Origin of the sequence: Sphingobium rhizovicinum, from assembly GCF_042647625.1 — a bacterium.
In the GTDB taxonomy this organism is placed as follows: domain Bacteria; phylum Pseudomonadota; class Alphaproteobacteria; order Sphingomonadales; family Sphingomonadaceae; genus Sphingobium; species Sphingobium rhizovicinum.
Map to the genome: position 1 here is coordinate 1,068,039 of NZ_JBHRVU010000005.1, position 24,653 is coordinate 1,092,691.

Genomic DNA, 24,653 nt, shown 5'->3' on the forward strand with positions numbered 1-24,653 from the left:
CATGACGGCCCCTTCCCTATCCTACTGGCTGGCCAGCGCCCCCGCCTTTGCCGGCGGCGCACAGGGCGCGGTCGAAGGCAAGGTGGACGTCGCCATCATCGGCGGCGGCTTCACCGGCCTGTCGGCGGCGCTCGCGCTGGCGAAGCAGGGCGTTTCGGTAACGCTGCTGGAAAAGGGACGGGTGGCCGGAGAGGCTTCGGGACGCAATGGAGGCCAGTGCAATAATGGCACGGCTCATGATTATGGCGCGCTGTCCGCCCGCTTCGGCAAGGATGTCGCCAAAGCCTATTACCGCGTCCATTGCGACGCGGTCGATATGGTCGAACGGATCGTGGCGGCGGAAAGCATCGATTGCGCCTTCCACCGCTGCGGCCGGGTAAAGCTGGCCGCCAAGCCCGCCCATTATGACAAGCTGGCCCGCGCGCATGACCTGTTGGCGGCGGAAGTGGACGAGAATGTCCGACTGGTGCCGCCGGAACGCATCGCCGAGGAAGTCGGATCGGACGCCTTTCACGGTGCGCTTATCCAGACGACCAGCGCGCAACTCCATCCCGCCCGTTTTGGCGTGGGGTTGGCGGAAGCGGCGGCGCGGGCCGGCGCGCAGATTTTCGAAAATGCTGAAGTCACCGGCATGGATAGGCAAGCGGGCGGCTGGAAGGTGACGACGTCCAGGGGATCAGTCACCGCATCCCGGATACTGGTCGCGACCGGCGGCGCGCCGGCGGCGGCGCCCTTCGCCTTCTTCCGGCGGCGGATCGTGTCGGTCGGCAGCTTCATCATCGCCACCGATCCGCTGGACGATAGGCTGATCGACACATTGCTGCCCAACCGGCGCAACTATGTGACCAGCAAGAATATCGGCAATTATTTCCGCCTGACCCCCGACAATCGGCTGATCTTTGGCGGGCGCGCGCGCTTTGCGATCAGCGATCCGCGATCGGACCTGAAGAGCGGGCATATATTGAAGGACGTCATGGGCGACATCTTCCCCGCATTGAAGGGCGTGGGCGTCAGCCATGTCTGGGGCGGGATGGTTGACCTGACCGCCGACCGCCTGCCGCGCGCGGGCGAGCAGGACGGGATATTCTATTCCATGGGCTATAGCGGCCATGGCGTGCAGATGGCGACCTATATGGGGCAGATGATGGCCCGCGTCATGCAGGGCGACGCCGCCGCCAACCCATGGCGCGATCTCGACTGGCCGAGCGTGCCGGGCCATTTCGGCAAACCCTGGTTCCTGCCGCTGGTCGGCCTGTGGTATAAATGGCAGGATCTGATCCATTGATGGACATATTTGGTCCTCTTTCGCGGCGCGGGCTGATCGGCGCGGGCCTGGGTGTGAGCGCAGGGCTGCTGCTGCCGGACGGCGCGATGGCCGCCAGCAAGCCGCGCCGGGGCGGACGCATCCGTGTCGCCGGCATGTCCAGCTCGACCGCCGACACGCTCGACCCTGCCAAGGGCGCGCTATCGACCGACTATGTGCGCCATTATATGGTCTATAACGGCCTGACAGAGATGGGCGGCGACCTGATTGCGCGCCCGGCGCTGGCCGAACGGATCGTCAGCAACGACCAGACGGTCTGGCATGTCCGGCTGCGCAAGGGCGTGACCTTCCATGACGGCGCCAGCCTGACCGCGCAGGATGTGGTCTGGTCGCTGCTGCGGCACAAGGATCCGGCCGTCGGATCGAAGCTCGCCACCATCGCCGAGCAATTTGCCGAGATCAGGGCAACGGGCAAACAGGATGTCGTCATCCGCCTGACTGGTCCCAATGCCGATTTGCCCGCCATCCTCGCCCAGTCCCATTTCCTGATCCTGCGTGCGGGCACGAAGGATTTTCGCACCGCCAATGGCACCGGACCCTATATGGTGAGCCAGTTCCGGCCGGGCGTGCGAACGCTGGTGCGGCGCAATCCGAATTACTGGAAATCGGGCAAGGCCTGGCTGGACGAGATTGAACTGATCGGGATTCCCGACGAGGTCAGCCGGGTCAATGCGTTGCTGTCGGGCGACGTTCAGCTGGTGATCGCGGTCAATCCGCGGTCCACAAAACGGATCATGGCGTCGCGCGGCCATGGATTGCTGGAAACGCCGTCGGGCCTCTACACCAACCTCATCATGCGGCAGGATCAGTTGCCAACCGGCAACGCGCATTTCGTCGCGGCAATGAAATATCTGATGGACCGGCCGCTGATCAAGCGGGCGCTCTATCGCGGTTATGCGACGATCGCCAACGACCAGCCGATCCCGCCCTTTCACCCCTATTATCGGCCGGACCTGCCGCAGACGCGCCTCGATCTGGACAAGGCGCGCTGGCATCTGCAACGCGCCGGCCTGTCGGGCGTGCGCCTGCCCGTCTTTGCCTCTCCGGCGGCGGACGGGTCGGTCGACATGGCGTCGATCCTGCAGGAATATGGGTCGCGCGCGGGCCTCAATCTGGCGGTCAATCGCGTGCCGGCGGACGGTTACTGGTCGACCCACTGGATGAAGCACCCGCTGGGTTTCGGCAACACCAATCCGCGCCCGACCGCCGACCTGTTGTTCAGCCTGTTCTACAAATCCGACGCGGCCTGGAACGAAAGCGGATGGAAAAATCCGCGTTTCGACAGGCTGCTGCTGGAAGCGCGGGGCGAAGCCGATCAGGCGCGGCGCAAACAGCTTTATGGCGAAATGCAGGGGCTGGTTCATCATCATTGCGGGATCGGCATCCCGGTCTTCATCAGCCTGATCGACGGCTATGACCGGCGGCTGAAAGGACTGCGCCCGGTGTCGCTGGGCGGGCTGATGGGCTATCAATTCGCCGAACATGTGTGGTGGGAAGGCTGATGGCGGGCGCTTCGACCTCCAGCGGCGCGAAGGCCGCTTTCGTCCTGATCGGCAAGCGGCTGGCCTCATCGCTGCTGACGTTGCTGCTGGTGTCGGTGACGATCTTCGTCATCGCGCAGCTGCTGCCGGGCGACGCCGCGCAGGAGGCGCTGGGCCAGAGCGCGACGGTGGAGCAAGTGGCGGCGCTGCGCCATGAAATGGGCCTCGATAGGCCGGCGCCGGTGCGGTATATTAGCTGGCTTGGCGGTATGGTGAGTGGCGACCCTGGCCAGTCGCTGGTCGCCAACATGCCGGTTTCCGAAGTGATTTCCAGCCGCCTGCCCAACAGCCTGTTGCTGGCCGCGCTGACGGCGCTGGTCGCGGTGCCGGCGGCGCTGGCGATCGGCATCGGTTCCGCCATGAACCGGGGCGGGCGGATCGACCGGGCGCTCAATATCACGACCTTGTCGATGGTTGCGGTGCCCGAATTTCTGGTCGCGACGATCGCGGTGCTGATCTTCTCCGTCAAGCTGCGCTGGCTGCCCTCGATCGCGCTCGTTTCCGACGAAATGAGCTGGGGCGATTATCTGCGCGGGGCGGCGATGCCGATCCTGTGCCTCAGCATCATCGTCATCGCCCAGATGGCGCGGATGACCCGCGCGGCGGTAATCGACCAGATGGACCGGCCCTATGTCGAAATGGCGGTGCTGAAGGGCGTCGCGCCAGTACAGGTCGTGCTGAAGCACATCATGCCCAATGCGATCGCGCCGATCGTCAACGCCATGGCCCTTTCCCTCTCCTATCTGCTGGGCGGGGCGGTGATCGTGGAAACCATCTTCAACTATCCGGGACTCGCCAGCCTGATGGTCAATGCCGTCACCAGCCGCGACATGCCGCTGTTGCAAGCCTGCGCCATGATATTCTGCGCGGCCTATCTGATCCTGATGCTGATCGCGGACGTCACCGCGATCCTGGCCAACCCCCGGCTGCGCGCACAATGATGGCGCGGTCGATCAGGGGGGCGAAGGCCCTGCCTCTGTCGGGCAAGGTTGGGCTGGCGCTGGCGCTGTTCTGGCTGGTCGCCGCGCTGGTTGGACCGATGCTGGCCCCCTATCCGGTGGGCGCCTTCGTGGCCTATGACGTATTCGATGGATCATCCGGTGCGCACTGGCTGGGCAGCGACTATCTGGGCCGCGACGTATTGAGCCGGCTGCTGTGGGGCGCGCGCTATACGGTGGCGCTGGCCGCCGCCGCCGCTTTGCTGGCCAGCGCAACCGGCACCGCGCTGGCGCTGACGGCGGCCGTGGGAGGCGCGAAAGTGGACGAACCACTGTCGCGCTTCATGGACATGCTGATTTCCATTCCGTCGAAAATCTTCTCGCTGGTGCTGGTGGCGGCGTTCGGATCGTCGCTGCCGCTGCTGCTGCTGATCGCGGCAATCACCTATGTCCCCGGCAATTACCGCATCGCCCGCGCGCTGGCGGTCAATCTGGCGCAGATGGACTATGTGCAGGTGGCTAGAGCACGGGGCGAAGGCCGCTTCCATATCGCCATCGCCGAAGTCCTGCCGAACATGATCCATCCACTGCTGGCCGATTTCGGGCTGCGCTTCGTGTTCATCGTGCTGCTGCTGTCGGGCCTGTCCTTCCTGGGGCTGGGCGTGCAGCCGCCTGACGCCGATCTGGGATCGCTGGTGCGCGAGAATATTTCGGGGCTGGGCGAAGGGGCGCTCGCCATATTGGCGCCGGCCATTGCCATTGCGACGCTGACGGTGGGCGTGAACCTTTTGATCGACGCAATCGGGGTTTCTGGCGCGGGCCGGGGGAAGCGCAAATGATACAGGCTTTCCATGTCGAGGTGAAGAATCTGCGCGTCACCGCACGCAATGCGCAGGGTGAGACATTCCCGATCGTCAGCGACATTGATTTTGCGCTGAAGCGCGGCGAAGTGCTGGCGCTGATCGGGGAATCGGGGTCGGGCAAGACGACGATTGCGCTGACCCTGCTGGGCCATGCCCGACCGGGCGCAACCATTGCCGGCGGATCGATCCGCGTGGGCGACGCCGATATTCGCGCGCTGGACGCCAAAGGGCTGGCGCAGTTGCGGGGCAATCGCATCGCCTATATCGCGCAGAGCGCCGCGTCCGCCTTCAACCCGTCGCGCACGATCATGGATCAGGTGGTCGAACCGGCGCTGATCCATGACCTGATGCCGCGCGACAAGGCGGAGGCGAAGGCGGTGGAGCTGTTCCGCGCGCTCGCCCTGCCCTTCCCCGACACGATCGGAAGCCGCTACCCACACCAGCTGTCGGGTGGGCAGTTACAGCGGCTGATGGCGGCGATGGCGCTGATCACTGACCCGGAACTGGTCATCCTGGACGAGCCGACCACGGCGCTGGACGTCACCACCCAGATCGAAGTGCTGCGCGCGTTCAAGGCCGTGGTGCTGGAGCGCGGGGCGACCGCTATCTATGTCTCGCACGATCTGGCCGTGGTGGCGCAGATGGCGGATCAGATCGTCGTGTTGCAGCAGGGCCGCATCCGGGAGGCCGGCACGGCGGATCAGGTGCTGCACCGGCCGGCCGACGATTATACCAAAACGCTGATGGCCGCCGCGCGTCCGACGATCCGCCCGACGCCGGTGCAGGCCGATCTGCCGGCCGCGCCGCTGCTGGAAATCCGAGGGGTCACTGCGGGCTATGGCAAGATCGGCAAGGATGGCCGGCCGCGCGTGCCGGTGCTGCGCGACATCAACCTGACGATCGAGCGGGGCGCAACGCTGGGCGTGATCGGCGAAAGCGGGTCGGGCAAATCGACCATCGCGCGGGTCATCGCCGGATTGCTGCCGCCGGCGAGCGGACAGGTTCTGCTGGACGGAGAAGCGCTACCGCCTGGCCTTGCGGGCCGCAGCCGCGAACAGTTCCGCCGGGTGCAACTGGTGTTCCAGAATGCCGACACTGCGCTCAATCCGGCGCATAGCGTGGGGCAGATATTGGAGCGGCCGCTGGCCTTCTATCATGGTCTCAAAGGCAATGCCGCGCATATGCGGGTGCTGGAGCTGCTGGATCTCATCCGCCTGCCGGTGAACCTGATCGACCGCAACATTGGCGGGCTTTCGGGCGGGCAGAAACAGCGCGTCAATCTGGCGCGCGCGCTCGCCGCTGATCCGCAACTGATCCTCTGCGACGAGGTGACGTCGGCGCTCGATACGGTGGTCGGCGCGGCGATCCTGGACCTGATGGCCGACCTGCGGCGCGATCTGGGCATTGCGACCATGTTCATCAGCCACGACATTTCGACCGTGCGGGCGATCTGCGACGACATCCTCGTCCTCTATTCGGGCACGATGGTCGAAATGGGCCCCCGCGCCGCTTTCCAGTCCGCGCCTTTCCACCCCTATACGGACCTGCTGATCGGATCGGTGCCGGAAATGCGGGCGGGCTGGCTGGAGGAAAGCCATGCCGGGCGCAAGCCGCCGCTGATCGGCGCGAGCGTCGAGCATCCCGACCTTTGCCGCTTTCTGCCGCGTTGCGCCGCGCGCGTGGATGGCCTGTGCAACGTCACGCCGCCGCCGCGCCATCCGCTGGAAAAGGCCGATGGAATGAGCAGCCATATATTGTGCCACCATGGAGACGAAAGCTTGATCGCGTCATGAGCCGGTTCGTTCGACTGGGCGAAACCGATCGCCCGCCTGTCACCCTGCATGTCGATGGCCAGCCTGTCGCGGCGCTGGAGGGCGATACGCTGATGGTGGCGCTGCTCGCCAGTGGCGGAACGCTGCGCCAGAGCGAGTTCGGACCGGAAAAGCGCGCCGGCTTCTGCCTGATGGGGGCATGCCAGGATTGCTGGGTCTGGACCGAAAATGGCGATCGCCTGCGCGCCTGCTCCACCCTGGCCGCACCGGGCCAGCGCATCCTCACCAGCCAGCCGGGGGCGTCATGGTCGAGCCACGGATAATCATCGTCGGTGCGGGACCAGCCGGCACGCGCGCGGCGGAAGCCTGCGTTGCAGCCGGACTGCGGCCGACCGTCATCGACGAAGGGCGGCGCGACGGCGGACAAATCTATCGTCGTCAGCCCGATCATTTCACCCGCCCCTATGAAAAACTCTATGGCACCGAAACGGAGCGGGCGCGGGAAGTGCATAGCGCGTTCGACGCGATCAAGGATCGGATCGACTATCGGCCCGAAACTTTGGTGTGGAATATCGCCGACCGACATGTGTGGACGGCGAACGGGGCAAGTCAGGAAGCTTTGCCGTTCGATGCGCTGTTGCTGTGCACCGGGGCGACCGATCGGCTGATGCCGGTCAAGGGCTGGCATTTCGCAGGCGCCTATAGTCTGGGCGGGTCGCAGGTGGCGCTGAAAAGCCAGGCCGTGTCGATCGGGCATAGGGTGGTCTTCATGGGATCGGGACCATTGCTCTATCTGGTCGCCAGCCAATATGTGGAGGCGGGCGCGCAGGTGGCGGCGGTGCTCGACACATCGCCTTTCTCGGCGCGGGTCAAGGCGATGCCGGACCTGATGGCCGTGCCGTCGGTGCTGTGGAACGGCGTCAAGCTGACGCGCGCGCTGAAGCGCGCCGGCGTGCTGGTTCAGCATGGCATTGTCCCCCTGGAGATTGTCGGCGATGCTGAAACGGGCGTCAGCGGCATCCGCTATCGCGATGGCGGCGGCAAGGAACGGCAGATCGCCTGCGACGCGGTGGCGATGGGCTATCATCTGCGGCCCGAGACGCAGTTGGCCGATCTGGCGCGCTGCGCCTTCGCCTTCGATGTCGGGACGCGGCAATGGCTGCCCGAACGCGACGGCGACGGGCGCGCAAGCATCGCAGGCGTCTATCTGGCCGGGGACGGCGCGAAGATATTGGGCGCGCGCTCGGCCGAGGCGAGCGGAAAACTGGCGGCGCTGGCGGCGCTGACCGATCTGGGCCTGCCGGTGGACAAGGGCGTCATGATCAGCCTGCGCGGCGAAGTCGCAACTTATGCGAAGTTCGCGCGCGGCCTTGCCAAGGCTTTCCCATGGCCGGTCGATCAGGCCGCCGCCTTACCCGACGACGCCATCCTATGCCGCTGTGAAGGCGTGACGGCGGGCGATCTGCGCAGCGTGATGCGCGAGACGGGCGCGAAGGAGGCGAACCGGGCCAAGGCGTTCAGCCGGGTCGGCATGGGCCGATGCCAGGGGCGTTATTGTGGCCTCGCCGCCGCGGAGGTGATCGCGGCGGAGGCCGGCATCCCGGTCGAGCAGGTCGGCCGCCTGCGCGGACAGGCGCCTGTCAAGCCACTGACGATCGCGATCGGAGAAGACGAATGAGTGGGGCGAGCGACGTCATCATCGTTGGCGGGGGGCTGATGGGATCATCGGCCGCCCTGTTTCTGCGCGGCCATGGCCTGTCGGTCACCTTGCTGGAAACCGACCTGATCGGGCGGCAGGCGAGCGGCACCAATTTCGGCAATGTCCGTCGGCAGGGCCGCGCGATCCACCAGTTGCCGCTCGCCAACCGCGCCATCGCCATCTGGCGCAAGTCGCGGGAATTGCTGGGCGCGGATGTCGAATATCTCCAGTCGGGGCATATCCGCGTCTGCTATCGCGACCGGCCCGAACTGGTCGGCGCGATGGAGGATTATGCGGACAAGGCGCGGCTGGAAGGGCTGGACCTGGAACTGCTGAGCGGCAATGCGCTGCGCGACAAATTCCCCTTCTTCGGGCCAGATGTGCTGGCGGGTTCCTATTCGCCGACCGATGGTCACGCCAATCCGCGCCTAGCCGCCCCGGCATTCGCCCGCGCGGCGCAAAAGCTGGGCGCGGTGATCCACGAAAATACGAAGATCATCGATGCGCAAAAGGTCGGCGAAGACTTCGTCGTGACCGCAGCGGACGGGCGGACCTTCCGCGCGCCGATCCTGCTGGTGACGGCGGGCGCCTGGGGCAATGCGTTGTCCAGCCAGTTTGGCGAACCGGTGCCGATCGTGCCGCGCGGTCCAAATATGAGCGTGACCGAGCCGGTGCCCTATGCAATCCCCCCCGCCGTCGGCGTGATGACGCCGCTGGAGGAAGAGACGGTCTATTTCCGGCAGGTCGCGCGCGGCAATATCGTGCTGGGGGGCAGCACGCGCGGCCCATCCTATCCCGAAGACTATCGCGCCTATGTGCTGCCGCAAAATACGCTGAGCCAGCTCAAGCAAATCCGCCGGCTGGCCCCGCAACTGGGCAAGCTCAACATCATCCGCGTCTGGTCCGGCATCGAAGGCTATATGCCCGACAGCCAGCCGGTCATGGGGCCAAGCGCGACGACCAGCGGTCTTCATTATGCCTTCGGCTTTTCCGGTTCCGGCTTCCAGATCGGACCGGGCGTGGGTGAGACGATGGCGGAAATCATCGCGAAGGGCGGCACCGACATTCCGATGGAGCCGTATAAGATCGCGCGCTTCGCCGGGGCCTGACCCTTGAGCCTCCCCCGGCAACTGCGCGCATCCCGGCAACCGGGCATCGCCAATATTGCATTTGCCGCTGCCGGAGTCGCGTTCTAAACAGGGGCGATGACCGATCTTGACAATTTCATCACCGGCCTGCCCAAGGCCGAACTGCATCTGCATATTGAAGGCAGCCTGGAGCCGGAACTGATGTTCGCGCTGGCCCGGCGCAATGACGTGGCCATCCCCTATGCCTCTGTCGAGGATGTGCGGGCGGCTTATGCCTTCAGTAATTTGCAGGATTTCCTGGATATTTACTATGCCGGGGCGGATGTGCTGCGGACGCGCGCGGATTTCCATGACCTCGCCGCCGCCTATTTCGACCGCGCCGCCGCCGATGGCGTCATCCATGCCGAAATCATGTTCGATCCACAGACCCACACCGATCGCGGCATCCCCTTTGCCGAGGTGATCGAGGGACTGTTGTCGGCCATGGCGGAGGCTGAGGCCCGGCACGGCATCAGCAGCAGCCTGATCCTGAGCTTCCTGCGCCATCTGAGCGAAGAGGCCGCGTTCGACACGCTGACCATGGCCGAACCCTGGCTGGACCGGATCGCGGCGGTCGGCCTTGATTCATCGGAACTGGGCCATCCGCCCGAGAAATTCGCCCGCGTCTTTGCCGCCGCCGCGGCGAAAGGGCTGCGTCTGGTCGCCCATGCCGGTGAGGAAGGGCCACCCGATTATGTGGTGCAGGCGCTGGACCTGCTGAAGGCCGACCGGATCGACCATGGCAATCGCGCGCTGGAGGACATGGCGCTGGTCGATCGGCTGGTCCGGTCGGGTATGACGCTGACCGTCTGTCCGCTGTCCAACCTGAAGCTGTGCGTGATCGACCGGATCGAGGAGCATCCGATCGACCGGATGCTGGCGCTGGGCCTGAAGGCCACGGTCAATTCCGATGATCCGGCCTATTTTGGCGGCTATGTCGCCGACAATTATCGCGCCATCGCGCAGGCGCGCGGGCTGGACAAGGCGGCGCTGGCGCAGCTCGCCCGCAATAGCTTCACCGGCGCCTTCCTGCCTGAAGAGGTGGCGCAGGCCCATGTCGCCAAGGTCGACGCCTGGCTCGCCGCCCATTGAGGCGACGCGCCGGCGCAGGCTGCATCAGCCTGCTTCGATATGCGCGCGGCTCTTCATCAGCGGCTGGATATGGGCGCCGAACGCGTCGACGCCCTCCAGAAAATCGTCGAAGGTCAGCAGCACGCCGCCGGTATTGGGCACTTGCGCCATCTCATCCAGCATCCGCGCGATGCTGGAATAGCTGCCGACCAATGTGCCCATATTGATGTTCACCGCGCCTTCGGGCGCGGCGAGCTGGCGGACATTGGTGTCGGCATTCACCTGATCCTTCGCGCCCTGCTCCGCCAGCCAGGCGATGGCGTCCAAATCCACGCCGTCATTATAGCTTTGCCATTTCGCCATCGCCGCCTCGTCCGTTTCGGCGGCGATCACCATGACGAGCACGAAGACCTGCACGTCGCGTCCGGTCTTCGCGGTGGCGGCGGCCAGCCGGTCATTGTTGAAGGCGAAGGCGGTGGGCGTGTTGACGCCTTTGCCCAGGCAAAAGGCATAGTCCGCCCATTTGGCCGAAAAGGCGAGGCCGGCGTCGGATGATCCCGCGCAGATGATCTTCATGTCGCCGGTTGGCTGCGGCCAGACGCGGCAATCGTCCATGCTATAATATTGGCCCTTGAAATCCGATGTGCCGCTTTCCCACAATTCGCGCAAAATCTGGGCATATTCGTCCAGCATCGCATAGCGGTTGCGGAAATGCTCCTCGCCCGGCCACAGGCCCATCTGCGTATATTCGGGCGGTTGCCAGCCGGTGATCAGGTTGAGGCCGAAGCGGCCATGGCTGATGCTGTCGATGGTGTTGCACATGCGCGCGGCAAAGGCGGGCGGAATGATCAGCGTGGGGCAGGTGGCGAAAATCTTGATCCGCTCGGTCACGGCGGCAAGGCCCGCCATCAGGGTGAAGCTTTCGAGGCCATATTCCCAGAACTCCGTCTTCCCGCCGAACCCGCGCAGCTTGATCATCGACAGCAGGAAATCGAACCCATGCTTCTCCGCCCGCAGCGCCACCTCCTTGTTGAGGTCGAAGCTGGGCTTGTACTGCGGCGCATTCTCCGAAATCAGCCAGCCATTATTGTTGATGGGGATGAAGACGCCGACCTGCATGGTTTTCAGCTCCTGAGAAAATCGAGGACGATGCGGTTGAAGGTTTCGGGATCGGTGACGTTGCAGGCGTGGCCGCCCCAATCGAAGGTGAAGCGACTGGCCCAGGGAACAGGGCTGGCGACGTCCAGCGCACTGGTCAGTGGCACCAGCATGTCGTCGCGCGTGCCAATGACCAGCCAGTGGCCAGTAGCCGCCATATCCAACAGTTCAGGTGAATAGGCGCGGACAGCGGCGATCCGCTTTTCGACGGTGGCAGTGCCCGGGAAATGGGCGAGTTGATGCCCGGCCTCCTCAACCAGCGCCGCATCGTGCGCCGAAATCCAGTCGGGTGGAAACAGGAACAGGGGCTGCGCACGCAGAAAAGCGGCGGGACCGCTGTCACGCAGCAGGTCAAGCCGGACGTCGAAGCAACGGCTGGTGTGCGGATCTAGCGTTCGCCAACCGTTGATGACCACCAGCCGATCGATACGCGTCGTCATGATCGCGGTTTCGATACCGATCATGCCGCCCAGCGCATGACCGATGAAGGACGCGGTATCGATTGCCAGCGCATCCATCAGGCTGATCACATCGGCTGACATATCCTCAACAGACGTCGTTGCGGGCAAGGCGCGATCGCTGCGCCCGGTGCCGCGATGGTCATAGGCAATGACGCGGAAATGCTCTGCCAATGCGGGGGTGTTGGACGCCCAGTAGCTCGCCGATCCACCCAATCCGCTCGACAGGATCAGTGGTGGTGCGTCGGACGCTCCATGGATTTCGTAGTAAAGGCCATCAGCGATCGGCATTCAACATCCCGTCCGTTCGGTTCGAGCCTGTCGAGAACCATGCGCATGGTTCTCGACAGGCTCGAACCGAACGGGGGTTGGGACGGTGCGAGAATCAGCCAATGTGCGCTACCGAAGCGATTTCCACCAGACAGTCGGGCTTCACCAGATCAGCGCGGATGCAGTAGCGGGCAGGCTTCGCGCCGGGAAAATAGTCCGCATAAACGACGTTGAACGCGGCATAATCGGCCAGATCCTTGAGGAAGATATGGTTCATCGCCACATCCTCCAGACTGGCGCCGGCCGCCTCCAGCGTCACCTTGATCACGTCCAGCACATGGCGGGTCTGGGCGGCGGCATCGCCCACATGCAACACCGTGCCGCCCTCCCCCAGGGCCAGCACGCCGGAGACATAGACGGTGTTCCCCGCCTTCGCCCCGGCCGAATAGGGCGCGATCGGCGTCGGGAATTGCGGCGGGTTGATCGGTTCGAATGGCATCAGGCGTCTCCTTGCGGCAACTGGCCGACGCTGCCGCAGAAATCCGCGACAGTGCTGACCCAGCCAAAGAATTTCTCGACATTGTAGAGCGTCGCCTGATGGACGAAATCCGGCCCCAGATGATGGGTGGCGTCGTCCAGCATGACGCTGAAATATTCGAGGTGAAAGGCGTCGCGCAGCGTCGATTCGACGCAGACATTGCTGGCGATGCCGACGAAGATGAGGGTGCGCACGCCGCGCGCGCGCAGCACGCTGTCGAGCTGGCTGTTGAAGAAGGCGCTGTAGCGAGTCTTGTGGACGCGGATATCGCCGCGCTGGGGGGCCAGCGCATCGACCAGTTCATAATCCCAGCCGCCCCGCGCCAGCAGCTGCCCCTTCAGTTCGGGGCGCGCCCGCATTGTCTTGAGCGCGTTGGACTTGTGCCAGTTGGGGGAGCCGGGACCGCCCGCCTCGACATAGTCGGCGTCCCAGCCATTTTGCAGATAGACAACGGGCATGCCCGCGCCGCGCGCCACATCCAGCACCTGTGCGATCCGGCCAATCACCCCTGCTGCGCCGCCGATGTCGAACCCCGCCAAATCGACATAGCCGCCCGGTGAGGCATAGGCATTCTGCATGTCGATGACGATGACGGCGCTGCTCGACGGATCGACCCGGATCGGTTCGGGCCGCGCAGGCAGCAGGACGCTGGCGGTTCCGGTCAATGGCGGGGTGACGACAACCGGCATGAAGGCGCTTCTCCCTGAATGAGAGCATAGCTTCCCCGAACCGCAGGCAGGATGCAAGCCCATGAAAAAGGGCGACGCGTCCAACAGACACGCCGCCCTTTTTCCTATTTTATCGAGTCCGCTCCTCCGGCAATCCACCCATCAGGGTAGCATATCCGGGTGGTCTGTGGTGGGGCGGACCCGGACGGATGCGCCCGAAGGCGCAGCGCCGAACAGGTTTTAGAAGCGAACCTTCGCCCCGACAGTCATGTAACGACCGATCGTGTCATAGTGGATCGCGCCATAGGTGGTCAGCGGCGGATCGCGATCGAACAGGTTGTTGACGTTCGCGAACAGGGTGAACTTGTCGATATTCACCTGACCGCCCAGGTCGACATAGACGCGCGAGGCGATGTCATTGTTCACGATGTCCAGCTGATGGTTGAACTTGCCGCCGCCGACATAGCGGACACGGGCGTCGATCGACACATCCTGATTGGTGTAGTTGACCGATCCGGTCGCGCGCCAGTGCGGCGTGCCATAGCTGACATTGTCACCCACATCGCCGGCGCGGTTCACACCGTCGATGATCACCTTGGGCACATAGGTCGCCAGACCACGGAAGCGCATCGTGCCGCCCAGTCCGCCGCTGACCTTGCTGAGCGGCAGGGTGTAGCTGGCTTCCATATCCACGCCCTTGGTCCGATATTCGGCCAGGTTGATATAGGTGGTGTAGATGGTCGTGGGCGCGCCGGCGCTGTCCCGCACAATCTGGCTGCACAGATTGGCGTTGCCGCCGGCGCAGCCGCTGACGACATCCTGCGCACCGAGCGAGGTGATCGCGTCCTTCAGCTTGATGTTGTAATAGTCGACCGACAGGTTGAAGCCCGGCAGGAAAGTCGGCGTGAACACTGCGCCAAGAGTCAGCGTGCTGCCGATTTCCGGCTTCAGGTTCGCGTTGCCGCCGCCAAAGCGGGTGATCGAATAGGTCCGCTGAACATTATCCTCGTCGGCTTCCACGACGGTCGTGAAGCTGGTCGTGGTGGTGGTGTAAAGCTCCGCCAGGCTGCCCGAGCGAATGTCACGCGAACGCGAGACGCGGATCAGCAGATTGTCGAAGATGCGATCGGTCAGACCCAGCTTCCACGACCAGATGCCGCCGCTGGTGCTGTAACGGCTGTAGCGGGCGGCGCCATTGACGTCGAGCTTGCTGAAAGGCTGATCCAGCAACGGGATGGCGACTTCGCCGAAACCTTCCTGAACATTGAAGCCACCGTTCAGCGGCGAGAAGTTGAAGCGGCTGAAACCCTTGGCGGCTGAGGTGGCGTCCAGGCTGTTGGTGACTTGTTCTTCCCAGCGCGCTTCGGCGCCGACCGCGACCGAGACGGGACCGGCCCAGGTTTCGAACAGATCGCCACGCAAGCTCGCGCCGGCGCTGTCCATCTTGGTCGTGTAGACGACGCGCGCAGTGTTGCCGAACACATAGTCGATCGCGCCCTGGCTGGCGGTGCCGGTGCCCAGGATGTTGAGCGGACGGCAGGCCGTGGTCGGATCGGTCAGCGCAACGCGGCAGACGATGTTGCCGCTCGCATCCCGTACTGCGTCCAGCGCGCTGGTCAGATTCGCGCCGGTGATCTGGTTGTCATAGCTCTGCATGTTGCGGTTTTCGCCATGGCTGTAATAAGCCGAATAGCGCCACTTGCCGTCGGCAAAGCTGCCGTCGACGCCCACCGAACCTTCCACATTCTGGCGATAATAGCCGAAGGTGCGGTAGCCATAATCCTCGAACACGCGGCCGACCTTGACGCTGGTTTCACCGGCGGCGGCCAGCTGGCTGCGGATCGTGTCCGACAGATAGGGGTTGCTGGCCGACAGGGTGTAAGTGCCGCTTTCCGCGTAGAAGGGATATTTGGCCCAGATGCGGCTGTAGCTGCCGTCCGCCCAGAAGGTGGCGTCGCCCACTTCGAAGCTGGCCCGAGCATAGCTGTTGACGCGCTGATAGGGATTGGTCAGCGAATATTCATCGTTGGTGGCGACGCCTTCGCCGCCGACCATGGTCGTGCCGCTGACCATGCTGCCATATTGGAAGGGGCGCAGCGTACCGTCGCTGTTGAAAGTCTGGCCGCGCAGCGTGCCCGCCGTGATCAGGCCGCCCAGGCTGGTGTTGGAGGCGTTGACGTCACGCACCAGGATCGGCCTGGCGTCGGTGCCAGCCGGCGTGAAAATGTTGGCGCTGCCGACATTCTTGCGCGAATTGCGGTCAAGAATGCCTTCATCCTTCTGATATTCGGCGCCGATCATGAAGTGGCCACGACCATCGGCAAACTTCGTGCCGAAGGTGCCGTCGAAGCCGTAGCGATAGCCGTCGCCGCGCGACGATACGCCGTTCTGCGCGCCGATCGTCAGCCCTTCCAGCTCATCGTCCAGGATGATGTTGACCACGCCGCCGATCGCGCCCGAACCCCAGGCGGCCGATGCGCCGCCGGTGACGACTTCGACCCGCTTCACCAGGCCCTGCGGCACGGTGTTGAGGTCGGTCGCGCCGGTGAAGCGGCGGTTGTTGAGCAGGGTCAGCGTGCGCGTGACGCCCAGGCCGCGAAGGTCCATCGCCGAAGAGGAGGAGTTGGTGTTGGCGACCGTGCTGGCGGGCGACTGGGTCGCGCGGAATTGCGGCAGATCGTTCAGAACCTGCGCGATGCTGGGACGGGCGCCCTGACGCAGTTCGGTTTCGCCAATGACGGTGGTCGGCGTCGGCGCTTCGAAACCCTTGCGGTCGATGCGCGATCCGGTGACGACGATCGCGGGTGCGGCTTCTTCATCCGCAGCGGCAGCGCTGTCCTGCGCCATGGCGATGGGGGCCGAAGCGAGCGAGAGGACCAGAGCGGCCCCCGCGCTGCCGGCCATCAGGAGGCGGCGAAGTCCGTCTTCATTCTTGTACATGGATAGTCCCCTTTTGATGCTCTTGGCTTTGTTGTGGCCGCGACCCGAGCGGCTCTTGTGTGATGCGTGAAATTCAGTCGGCGACGCGGCGGAAGGCGACGTCGTAGGCGCGGCCTTCGCCAAAGCGCAGGCCCGTGACCGCGCCGCTGGCGTCGCGTTCGAACTTGACCGTGATGCGCGAGGATTGCGGCATCGCTTCGCCGGTGAAAACATCGGCATAAGCGGGCTTGAGCGGCTGGTTATACCAGCGCGGCCCGCTGTAGATCAGCCGATCGCCTTCCTGCCGGAAGCTGAGGCAAGCGAAGGTGTCGACGCCGCAGAAACGCCCGACATAAGGCTTGGGATCGAAGGCGGTGACGGCGTCGACCTTGCGATAGGCGATCGTCTCCCCTTCACGATGTTCCAGCGTCAGACCGCCCTTGCCGAATGCGAAAATATCCTCGCGCTGCGCCCAGCGCCCCGGGCCGACCGGCGTCAGCACCGTGCCGTTGGCGCGCAGATTGCCCTTGTCATCGCTGTCGAAGCGCACCGGAAAGCCGGTCATGCCATCGGCATAGACGCCTGCGGGCAGTGCGCCCTTTGGCGCATAGGGCTTCGCCTTATAGGCAGGCAGGAAGATGTCGGCGGCGGCGCGCCCCAGCGTGGGCGTATCGGCGTTACCGCTATTGCAGAGCAGCGAGACGGCCAGCTTGTGCTGCGGATAGCGGGCCATCCAGGCACGATAGCCGCCGGTCGATCCCGAATGGCTCACTTCCTGCTGGCCATGATGATCCAGGTTCACCAGCGCCAACGCATAGGCGATCGGGGTGCCATCGTTGAGCTTCGTGGGCGTCTGCATCTGCGCGGTGAAGCCGGGGCCGAAGGTGTCGGCGTCCAGCGCCGCCTGCCACTTCACCAGATCGCCCACCGTCGTCAGCAGGCCGCCATTGCCATAGGCGTCCTCGATCACCTGATCGTTGCGATAGATATTGCCTTCATAATCATAGGCGCCGGTGCGGCCGGGCACGACATCGCCATGATCGTCGCGCCAGCGCGTGTGGGTCATGCCCAGCGGCTTGAAGATATGATCCTGCGTGAAATCCGCCAGCGACTGGCCGCTGACCCGCGCCACGATGATGGCCAGCAGGTTGAAGTTGCTGTTGCTGTAGAGATAATGGCTGCCGGGCGCGAAGTTCAGTTCCTTCTGGCGCGACACGATGGCCAGCATGTCCTGATTGTCGGCGGTGCGGCTGTTGCGCGGCCAGCCCTCGATCGCGGCGACCGAGCCCCAGTCGCGCAGGCCGCTGGTGTGGTGCAACAAGTGGCCAATCGTCACCGGCGCGCCATAATCGGGCATTTCCGGCACATATTTGCGGATGTCATCGTCCAGCGACAGCTTGCCTGCGCGCGCCAGCATCAGCGTGGCGGCGGCGGTGAACTGCTTGGAATCGGAACCGGCCTCAAAAATGCTGTCGACGCTGTTGGGAACGCCCAGTTCCAGGCTGGCCATGCCATAGGCGCGCGTGGCGATCGCCTGGCCATCGCGCGACACGGCGATGGCGCAGCCCGGTGCATTCTGGCTGTGCCAACGCGCGAACAGCGCGTCCAGCCGGGCGAGGCTGGCGGCATCCGCCGGTGCCGGCGCGGCATGGGCAGCGCCGGCAAGGCACAAGGACAGGAGCGCCGCCGCGAACGAAGGCCGTGTGATCGTCATGTCTGATTCCCCTGCGCCCGCCCCTTTCACGGGCAGGCGGCTGATGTGTCGTTCCGCGTCGACATCGGCGCGAATATCTGTTGGCCTGCATGCCTAGACGGAGTCGCTGTCATGAACCTGACACATGCCAGCCAAAGGCCGTTCGCGCGCAATCAACGGCAAGCCGCTGACTCGCAGCCTTCCCTTTTGGATCGGGATGCGCCATGCACGGCGCAATTTCCTGTTGCCTGCAAAGGACGCCGCGACGCGGAGACGGTCATGCGATTATTGCTGGTGGAAGATGACGAACGGCTGGCGCGCGGCATGGTCGCCTCGCTGGAGGCTGCCGGTTTTGCCGTCGACCTTTTGACCAATGGCGAAGATGCGCTGCGGCTGGCCGATCAGGAACCCTATTGCGCGATCGTGCTGGACCTTGGCCTGCCCGACATGGACGGGCTGGACATATTGAGCCGGCTGCGCGCGCGCGGCGCGACCACGCCGATCCTGATCCTGACCGCGCGCGACATGGTGGACGACCGGATCGACGGGCTGGACCGGGGCGCGGACGATTATATGGCCAAGCCGTTCGACCCGCGCGAACTGGAATCGCGCATCCGCGCGCTGGTGCGGCGCAGCCAGGGCACGCCCGATCCGGTGTTGCGCATCGGCAATCTGATGTTCGACCGATCCAGCAGGACTGTCTATCTGGACGACGCCGTGCTGGACCTGCGCCGCCGCGAACTGGCGGTGCTGGAAACATTGATGGGCCGTCCGGGGAAAGTTGTGGCCAAGGAAAGGCTGGCGGCCGAAGTGTTCAATTTCGACGATGCAGTCACGCCCAATGCGCTGGAAGTCTATGTCGGCCGCCTGCGCCGCAAGCTGCAACCATCAGGCCCGGCGATCCGCACCATACGCGGTCTCGGCTATATGATCGAAGCGGGCTGACGGTCCTCCCCGGCGATGCGGCAATCCTCCCATTCCCTGCGCCTGCGGCTGACCGGCGCCGTGCTGATGCCGCTGGCGGCGCTGGTGCTGCTGTTCTGCATCCTCACCGCGCTGGTGACGCATGACACCGAAGCGAACACCGTCGATCGGGTGCTGATCGGATCGGTGCGGACGCTGAGCCTGGCCTATAACAGCCCGGCGGCCGACCGGGAGCGACTGGTGCCGCTGGTCATCCATCTGCTGCGGCGGCGTGCGCGCCCGGTCGTGCTCTACAGCGTCTATCGCGGTCAGACGCTGGTGGCTGGCGACCCCGCCTTGCTGCCGCCAGCCGATTACAACGCGACATGGGATGGCGTAGTCGACCGGCACAAGCCCGCGACCTTCGTCAACGCCTATCGCGAAACGCCGATGGTGCGCGGCTATCTGGACCTGGCGGATGCACGTCAGGTCACACAGGCCGCCTATCTGCGCAGCGGCACGCTGCACGGCAAGCCCGCCCGAATTGCGACCGAAATTCGCCGCGCCGCTGGCGACAACCAGCTGATCGCGATCCAGATCGCCGACTATATGGATGATCGCGCCGATTATGAACGCGCTTTCCTGCAACAGGTGGTGCTGGCCGGGCTGGCGGCGCTTGTGGTGACGGGCCTGCTGTTCTGGTGGGCGATCGAATGGGGGCTGCGTCCGCTCGCCGACCTGACCCGCCAGGTGGAAGGCGCGCGCGGCGAAGCATCCCCCACCTTCCGCCTGACCACGACCGAAACGGACCCGGTCGAAATGCAGCCCTTCGTCGCGGCTTTCAATGGATTGATGGAACGGCTGGAGCGCGTCACCAATTCGCTGCGGCAATTCACCGCCAATGCATCGCACCAGATGCGCACGCCGCTGGCGGTGGCGCGGGTGCAACTGGACGTGCTGGATCGCTATGGCCCGCATTCGCCGCAGGGCAAGGCCGCCTTGCAGGATATTCCCCATGCCATCGACACGCTGGAACAGTTGCTGCGCCAGTTGATCGCGCTGGCCCGCAGCGAAGATCAGGCCGGCGTACGCCTGCGCCCCTTCGACCTGGCGGAGGTCGCCGCCACGGTGACGGGCGAGCGGGCGGCGCAAGCGCCGGGCGACATGGACATCGGGTACGATAATCATGTGGAAGGCCGCGCCATGGCGATCGGCGAGCCGACGCTGGCGGCCGAACTGATCGGCAACCTGCTGGACAACGCCATCCGCTATAACCGGCCGGGCGGTACGGTGTCGGTGCATGTCGACCGCGACGGCGACGCCGTGATCGTCGCGGTCGACGATGACGGGCCGGGAATCCCGGCGGCCGAGCGCGACAAGGTGTGGGATCGCTTCTATCGCATTCCCGCGCGCAACGCGCCGGCCGGCACCGGCCTTGGCCTGCCGATCGCACGCGCCATAGCGCAGCAGATGGGCGCGACGATCGATCTGGAGGATGGCCGGTCGGGCCGGGGCCTGTGCGCCATCGTCCGCTTCCGCTCCAAGACCGGCTGAACAAGACCTACGCTACGACAGGTTCATGTCAGCCCCCATGGCTATCCCGTTGGCAAAACCGATTCCGGTCGAAGCCAAGGGGAAACTCCATGATCCTGCCCACCCTGTTCCGCCACGCATCCGTGCGCGCCTTGTCGCTGGCGAGTGTCGCCCTGATGGCCGCTATTTCCATCCCCGTCCATGCCGAGGAAGAGGAAAGCGGCGGCAAGCTGACCACCGCGACCGTTCCCAGCACGGCCATTGCCGGCAATTTCAGCTTCGCGGCGGTGGGCGACCTCATCTACCTGCGGCCGATGCTGGCGACGATCGAAAAGCAGTCGCCCGATATGCTGGCCATATTGCGCGGCGCCGACGTCACCTTCGGCAATTTCGAAACGAGCGCGCTCGACCTCAAGACCTTCAAGGGGTCGCCGCAGGCGGAATCGGGCGGCACCTGGATGCTGGCCGATCCCGCCGTGCCGGTCGATGTCGCAAAGATGGGCGTCGACATTGTCGGCCATGCCAACAACCACGCCACCGACTGGGGCGTCGAGGGGCTGTATGACACGCTTGCCCTGCTGGACGACGCCCATCTGGTCCATGCCGGCACTGGCCGCAGCATGACGGCGGCGCGCGCGCCCGCCTATTTTGACGGGCCGCATGGCCGCGTCGGGTTGGTGTCCGCGACCACCAGCTTCACGCCAATGTCGCCCGCATCCGACCCGCTGGGACAGGTGCCGGGGCGCGGCGGCGCGAATGCAATCCGCAGCACCGAAATCGGGCTGGTGTCCGACGCTGACCTGGCGACCATCGCGCGTCTTGCGGGCACCAAGTCGGGCGCGCCGGTGAAGATGAAGGGCCGCGAATATCGCGCGACCGCCACCCCCGCCACGCCGATGACGATCGAATATGATCTCAATGCCAATGATGTGGCCGCCAATCTGCTTGCCGTGCGTCAGGCCCATCAAAATGGCAATTTCACCGTCTTCTCGCTGCACAATCACGAACCGGGCAACGCCTTCCAGACGCCGGCCAATTTCGCGCCGACGCTGGCGCATCAGGCGATCGATGCGGGCGCGGACGTCTATGTCGGCCATGGCCCGCATCAGCTGCGCGGGATCGAAATCTACAAGGGCAAGCCGATCTTCTATTCGCTCGGCAACTTCGCGATGATGAACAACAGCCTGGATGACCTGCCCGCCGACATGTACGACCAGTTCGGCATCACGCCGGGCAGCGTCACCGCGCCGGAACTGCTTCAGGCGCGCGGGGCAAAGGAATTTGCCGATCCCAACCTGTATGAAACGGTGATCGCGGTCAGCCAGTATAAGGATGGCAAGCTGAGCGAAATTCGCCTCTATCCCGTCGATCTGGGCGTCAACGCCGCCGGCGCGGGGCGCGGCGTGCCGCATCTGGCGGACGCGACGGTTGGCGCGCGCATCCTCGCCCGGTTGCAGCGCCTGTCGCAACCCTTTGGAACGCATATCGACATTGTGCGCGGGATCGGCATTATCCGCGTCAGCGGATCGAACTGATCCCCATGTCCCCATCAGCCGCCCGTCGGCCGAGGAGTATCCTGACCATGTTGCCCTCTTTCAAATCCCTGTCCTTCCTGGCGGTCGCCGGGCTGCTTTCCACGTCCGCCATGGCGATCGCCGCCGGATCGGCCCCGACCTTCGACGTTGCGCGCATCAGCAACGACATCAAGACGCTGGCGAGCGACGAGTTTGAAGGTCGCGGTCCGGCCACCCGCGCCGAGGTGAAGACCATCGACTATATCGCCGCACAGATGAAGGCGGCGGGCCTGAAGCCCGCGGGACAAAAGGGCACATGGTATCAGGACGTGCCGCTGCGCATGTCGAACATCAGCGGCACGCCTACTTTGTCGATGACGATCGGCGGCGCGGCGCAGTCGCTGACGCAGGGCAGTGAAATCGCGGTGCGCGCCGCCGAAACGGGCCAGTCCTCCGTCAAGTTCGCCGATTTGCCGCTGGTCTTCGTCGGCTATGGCGTGAAGGCGCCGGAGCGCGGCTGGGATGATTTCAAGGGCGTTGATTTGCACGGCAAGATCATGGTCGTGCTGGTCAACGACCCGGACTTTGAAGGCGGCGAGGGCGATTTCGGCGGCAAGCTGATGACCTATTATGGCCGCTGGACCTATAAATATGAGGAAGCCGCACGGCAGGGCGCGGCCGGCGTGCTGGTGGTGCATGAAAGCGAGCCGGCATCCTATGGCTGGGCGACGGTCAAGAACAGCAACACCAACACCATGTTCGACATCGTCCGGGCCGATCCCAAGTCCGCGCATACGCAGATGGAAGGATGGGTGCAGAAGGATCTGGCCGCCAGGCTGTTCGCCGCATCGGGCATCGATTTCGACGCAGCGAAGGCGGCGGCGCGCAAGAAGGATTTCCAGCCCATTCCCCTCAAGGCGACGATGAGCGCCGACTATGCCGTGAAGTCGGAAATCATCACCTCGCACAATGTGGCCGGGCTGGTGCAGGGCAGCACATATCCCAACGAAACCGTCATCTATTCGGCGCACTGGGACCATCTGGGTATCGGCGCGCCGGATGCGAAGGGCGACACCATCTATAATGGCGCGAAGGACAATGCATCGGGCACCGCCGCCCTGCTGGAACTGGCGCGCGCCTATGCCAAGGGGCCGAAGCCCGAACGCAGCATACTGTTCCTGGCGGTGACGGCGGAGGAAAAGGGCCTGCTGGGGTCCGAATATTATGCCGACAATCCGCTGCGGCCGCTGGCGACGACGGCGGGCGTGGTCAATATGGACGGGCCGTTCGGCGTAGAGAAGACCACCAATTTCAGCATTTCCGGCGCAGCCAAGCTGGACCTGCTCACCACGTTGACGGAAGAAGGCGAGAAGCTCGGCCGCCACTACACGCCCGACGCGCGGCCGGAAGCGGGCAGCTTTTACCGTTCCGACCATTTCCCCATGGCCAAGCGCGGCGTGCCGGCCATTTCCTTCAACCCCGGCCGCGAACTGGTGAATGGCGGCGCGGCGCGCGGCAAGGAGCTGGGCGACATCTATACGCGCGACCGCTATCATCAGCCGGCCGACGAATATGACGCCAGCTGGGACACCAGCAGCTGGCAGGGGGACATGACCCTGCTCTACAATGTCGGCCGCCGCATCGCCGACAGCCATGACTGGCCCAACTGGTCAAGCGACAGCGAATTTCGCGCTACCCGCGACGCCACTGCGGCGCAGCGCCGATAATCCGGCCCAGGGAAGGGGGATTGCCATGCCCCCTTCCCTCCTCTTGCCCGCCATCTGATGGCTTGTGTCGCGACGCCCGCACCTCTATGCGCCGGATGTCGGGTCGGGCGGCTGAAAGGTTGATGACAGCTTCCCGGTCTAACCGGCGGGCGTTCCGCGCGGCTAACGCCGCAGGAATCCCGACGCCTGCGCGCCTCTGGCCGTTCGAAGCGACGCCAGCGTCCAAGACCCGCCCCCGCGAACGGCGAGAGGATTTATGAACGACATCTGGACCCATATTGTCGCCGATTTCTCCAATCTCGGCTCCCCATCCGCCCTCGCCGCCTTTGGCCAGGTCGTCCTGATCGACATCATGCTGGCGGCCGACAATGCGATCGTCGTCGGCGCGCTGGCCGCCGGGCTGCCGGCCGCATCGCGGCGCAAGGTGATCGCAATCGGCGTGATCGCCGCGCTGGTGCTGCGCATCGCCTTTGCCCTGGTCGTGACCCAGCTGATGCAGCTGGTGGGTCTGGTCTTTGCCGGCGGCCTGCTGCTGGTCTGGGTCGCATGGAAGATGTGGCGTGAACTGCGGTCGGACGGACATGCCGAAGATGCCGAGGATATTGCCGGCAAGGCCGCGCCAAAGGGCTTTGCCCAGGCGGCATGGGCCGTCGCCATCGCCGACGTGTCGATGAGCCTGGACAATGTGCTGGCGGTTGCCGGCGCCGCGCGCGAACATCCGGGCATCCTCGTCATCGGTCTGGTCCTGTCCGTCGCGCTGATGGGCATCGCCGCCAACCTGCTGGCCCGCGTGATCGAACGCTATCGCATCATCGCCTATTTCGGTCTGCTGGTGATCCTCTATGTCGCGGGCAAGATGATCTATGAAGGGACGATCGATCCGGCGACGGGTCTGATGACCCTCTTCTGATCCCGGACAAAAAGGGGGCGGCTGATC

Annotated in this window: 20 protein-coding genes; 14 read left to right on the forward strand and 6 right to left on the reverse strand. The window is 64.7% G+C overall.

All coding sequences use genetic code 11. The features are described from left to right. Position 1: 1 nt before the first annotated feature. From ACFOKF_RS23645 to ACFOKF_RS23685, 9 genes are all read left to right on the forward strand, one after another. On the forward strand, positions 2-1,285 hold the full coding sequence (locus tag ACFOKF_RS23645) for an NAD(P)/FAD-dependent oxidoreductase (RefSeq protein ID WP_380799056.1): 1,284 nt from the start codon (positions 2-4) through the stop codon (positions 1,283-1,285). Continuing rightward, on the forward strand, positions 1,285-2,826 hold the full coding sequence (locus ACFOKF_RS23650) for an ABC transporter substrate-binding protein (protein ID WP_380799058.1): 1,542 nt from the start codon (positions 1,285-1,287) through the stop codon (positions 2,824-2,826). The genes ACFOKF_RS23645 and ACFOKF_RS23650 overlap by 1 nt, the downstream gene beginning before the upstream one ends. Next, entirely contained in the window at positions 2,826-3,806 is a 981-nt protein-coding gene (locus tag ACFOKF_RS23655; RefSeq protein ID WP_380799059.1) for an ABC transporter permease, read from the forward strand. Before ACFOKF_RS23650 ends, ACFOKF_RS23655 begins: the two co-directional genes overlap by 1 nt. Further along, positions 3,803-4,642 (forward strand): ABC transporter permease, encoded by an 840-nt coding sequence (locus ACFOKF_RS23660; protein ID WP_380799061.1) that lies wholly within the window; start codon positions 3,803-3,805, stop codon positions 4,640-4,642. Before ACFOKF_RS23655 ends, ACFOKF_RS23660 begins: the two co-directional genes overlap by 4 nt. Further along, the gene (locus ACFOKF_RS23665) at positions 4,639-6,459 is read left to right on the forward strand and encodes an ABC transporter ATP-binding protein (protein ID WP_380799063.1); all 1,821 of its coding nucleotides are present in this window, start codon (positions 4,639-4,641) and stop codon (positions 6,457-6,459) included. Before ACFOKF_RS23660 ends, ACFOKF_RS23665 begins: the two co-directional genes overlap by 4 nt. Next, complete coding sequence (locus ACFOKF_RS23670) at positions 6,456-6,761, forward strand: (2Fe-2S)-binding protein (protein ID WP_380799065.1); 306 nt, start codon at positions 6,456-6,458, stop codon at positions 6,759-6,761. The genes ACFOKF_RS23665 and ACFOKF_RS23670 overlap by 4 nt, the downstream gene beginning before the upstream one ends. Beyond that, positions 6,743-8,116, forward strand: a complete 1,374-nt coding sequence (locus ACFOKF_RS23675) for an FAD/NAD(P)-dependent oxidoreductase (protein WP_380799067.1) — start codon at positions 6,743-6,745, stop codon at positions 8,114-8,116. The genes ACFOKF_RS23670 and ACFOKF_RS23675 overlap by 19 nt, the downstream gene beginning before the upstream one ends. Then, positions 8,113-9,246 carry an NAD(P)/FAD-dependent oxidoreductase gene (locus tag ACFOKF_RS23680; protein WP_380799068.1) on the forward strand — a complete coding sequence of 378 codons (1,134 nt, stop codon included), beginning with the start codon at positions 8,113-8,115 and terminating at the stop codon, positions 9,244-9,246. Before ACFOKF_RS23675 ends, ACFOKF_RS23680 begins: the two co-directional genes overlap by 4 nt. Before the next feature lie 96 nt (positions 9,247-9,342). Further along, complete coding sequence (locus tag ACFOKF_RS23685; protein ID WP_380799070.1) at positions 9,343-10,356, forward strand: adenosine deaminase; 1,014 nt, start codon at positions 9,343-9,345, stop codon at positions 10,354-10,356. A gap of 24 nt (positions 10,357-10,380) precedes the next feature. On the opposite strand, the gene rutA is transcribed toward ACFOKF_RS23685, so the two are convergent. The 6 genes from rutA to ACFOKF_RS23715 all read right to left on the reverse strand — a co-directional run bounded on the left by rutA (position 10,381) and on the right by ACFOKF_RS23715 (position 18,060). After that, on the reverse strand, positions 10,381-11,454 hold the full coding sequence (rutA, locus tag ACFOKF_RS23690) for a pyrimidine utilization protein A (protein ID WP_380799071.1): 1,074 nt from the start codon (positions 11,452-11,454) through the stop codon (positions 10,381-10,383). Between the two features lie 5 nt (positions 11,455-11,459). Beyond that, a complete protein-coding gene (gene rutD / locus ACFOKF_RS23695; protein ID WP_380799073.1) occupies positions 11,460-12,242 on the reverse strand; it encodes a pyrimidine utilization protein D in 783 nt (260 codons plus the stop codon). A 94-nt stretch (positions 12,243-12,336) separates the two neighbouring features. Further along, positions 12,337-12,720, reverse strand: coding sequence for a pyrimidine utilization protein C (rutC, locus tag ACFOKF_RS23700; protein ID WP_380799074.1), 384 nt, complete (start codon positions 12,718-12,720; stop codon positions 12,337-12,339). Continuing rightward, positions 12,720-13,448, reverse strand: a complete 729-nt coding sequence (gene rutB / locus ACFOKF_RS23705) for a pyrimidine utilization protein B (RefSeq protein WP_380799075.1) — start codon at positions 13,446-13,448, stop codon at positions 12,720-12,722. Before rutB ends, rutC begins: the two co-directional genes overlap by 1 nt. 219 nt (positions 13,449-13,667) lie before the next feature. Further along, on the reverse strand, positions 13,668-16,367 hold the full coding sequence (locus ACFOKF_RS23710) for a TonB-dependent receptor domain-containing protein (protein WP_380799076.1): 2,700 nt from the start codon (positions 16,365-16,367) through the stop codon (positions 13,668-13,670). A 73-nt stretch (positions 16,368-16,440) separates the two neighbouring features. After that, the gene (locus tag ACFOKF_RS23715) at positions 16,441-18,060 is read right to left on the reverse strand and encodes a serine hydrolase domain-containing protein (RefSeq protein WP_380799078.1); all 1,620 of its coding nucleotides are present in this window, start codon (positions 18,058-18,060) and stop codon (positions 16,441-16,443) included. A gap of 258 nt (positions 18,061-18,318) precedes the next feature. Here ACFOKF_RS23715 and ACFOKF_RS23720 point away from each other — a divergent pair, with 258 nt between their 5' ends. The 5 genes from ACFOKF_RS23720 (at position 18,319) to ACFOKF_RS23740 (ending at position 24,626) form a co-directional block, all read left to right on the forward strand. Next, on the forward strand, positions 18,319-18,984 hold the full coding sequence (locus ACFOKF_RS23720) for a response regulator (protein ID WP_380799079.1): 666 nt from the start codon (positions 18,319-18,321) through the stop codon (positions 18,982-18,984). 15 nt (positions 18,985-18,999) lie between these two features. Further along, positions 19,000-20,496 carry a sensor histidine kinase gene (locus ACFOKF_RS23725; protein WP_380799080.1) on the forward strand — a complete coding sequence of 499 codons (1,497 nt, stop codon included), beginning with the start codon at positions 19,000-19,002 and terminating at the stop codon, positions 20,494-20,496. Positions 20,497-20,585: 89 nt separating this feature from the next. Further along, the gene (locus ACFOKF_RS23730) at positions 20,586-22,010 is read left to right on the forward strand and encodes a CapA family protein (protein WP_380799082.1); all 1,425 of its coding nucleotides are present in this window, start codon (positions 20,586-20,588) and stop codon (positions 22,008-22,010) included. 47 nt (positions 22,011-22,057) lie between these two features. Further along, positions 22,058-23,716 carry a M28 family peptidase gene (locus tag ACFOKF_RS23735; RefSeq protein ID WP_380799083.1) on the forward strand — a complete coding sequence of 553 codons (1,659 nt, stop codon included), beginning with the start codon at positions 22,058-22,060 and terminating at the stop codon, positions 23,714-23,716. Positions 23,717-23,972: 256 nt separating this feature from the next. Next, positions 23,973-24,626, forward strand: coding sequence for a YjbE family putative metal transport protein (locus ACFOKF_RS23740; RefSeq protein WP_380799084.1), 654 nt, complete (start codon positions 23,973-23,975; stop codon positions 24,624-24,626). Positions 24,627-24,653 lie beyond the last annotated feature (27 nt).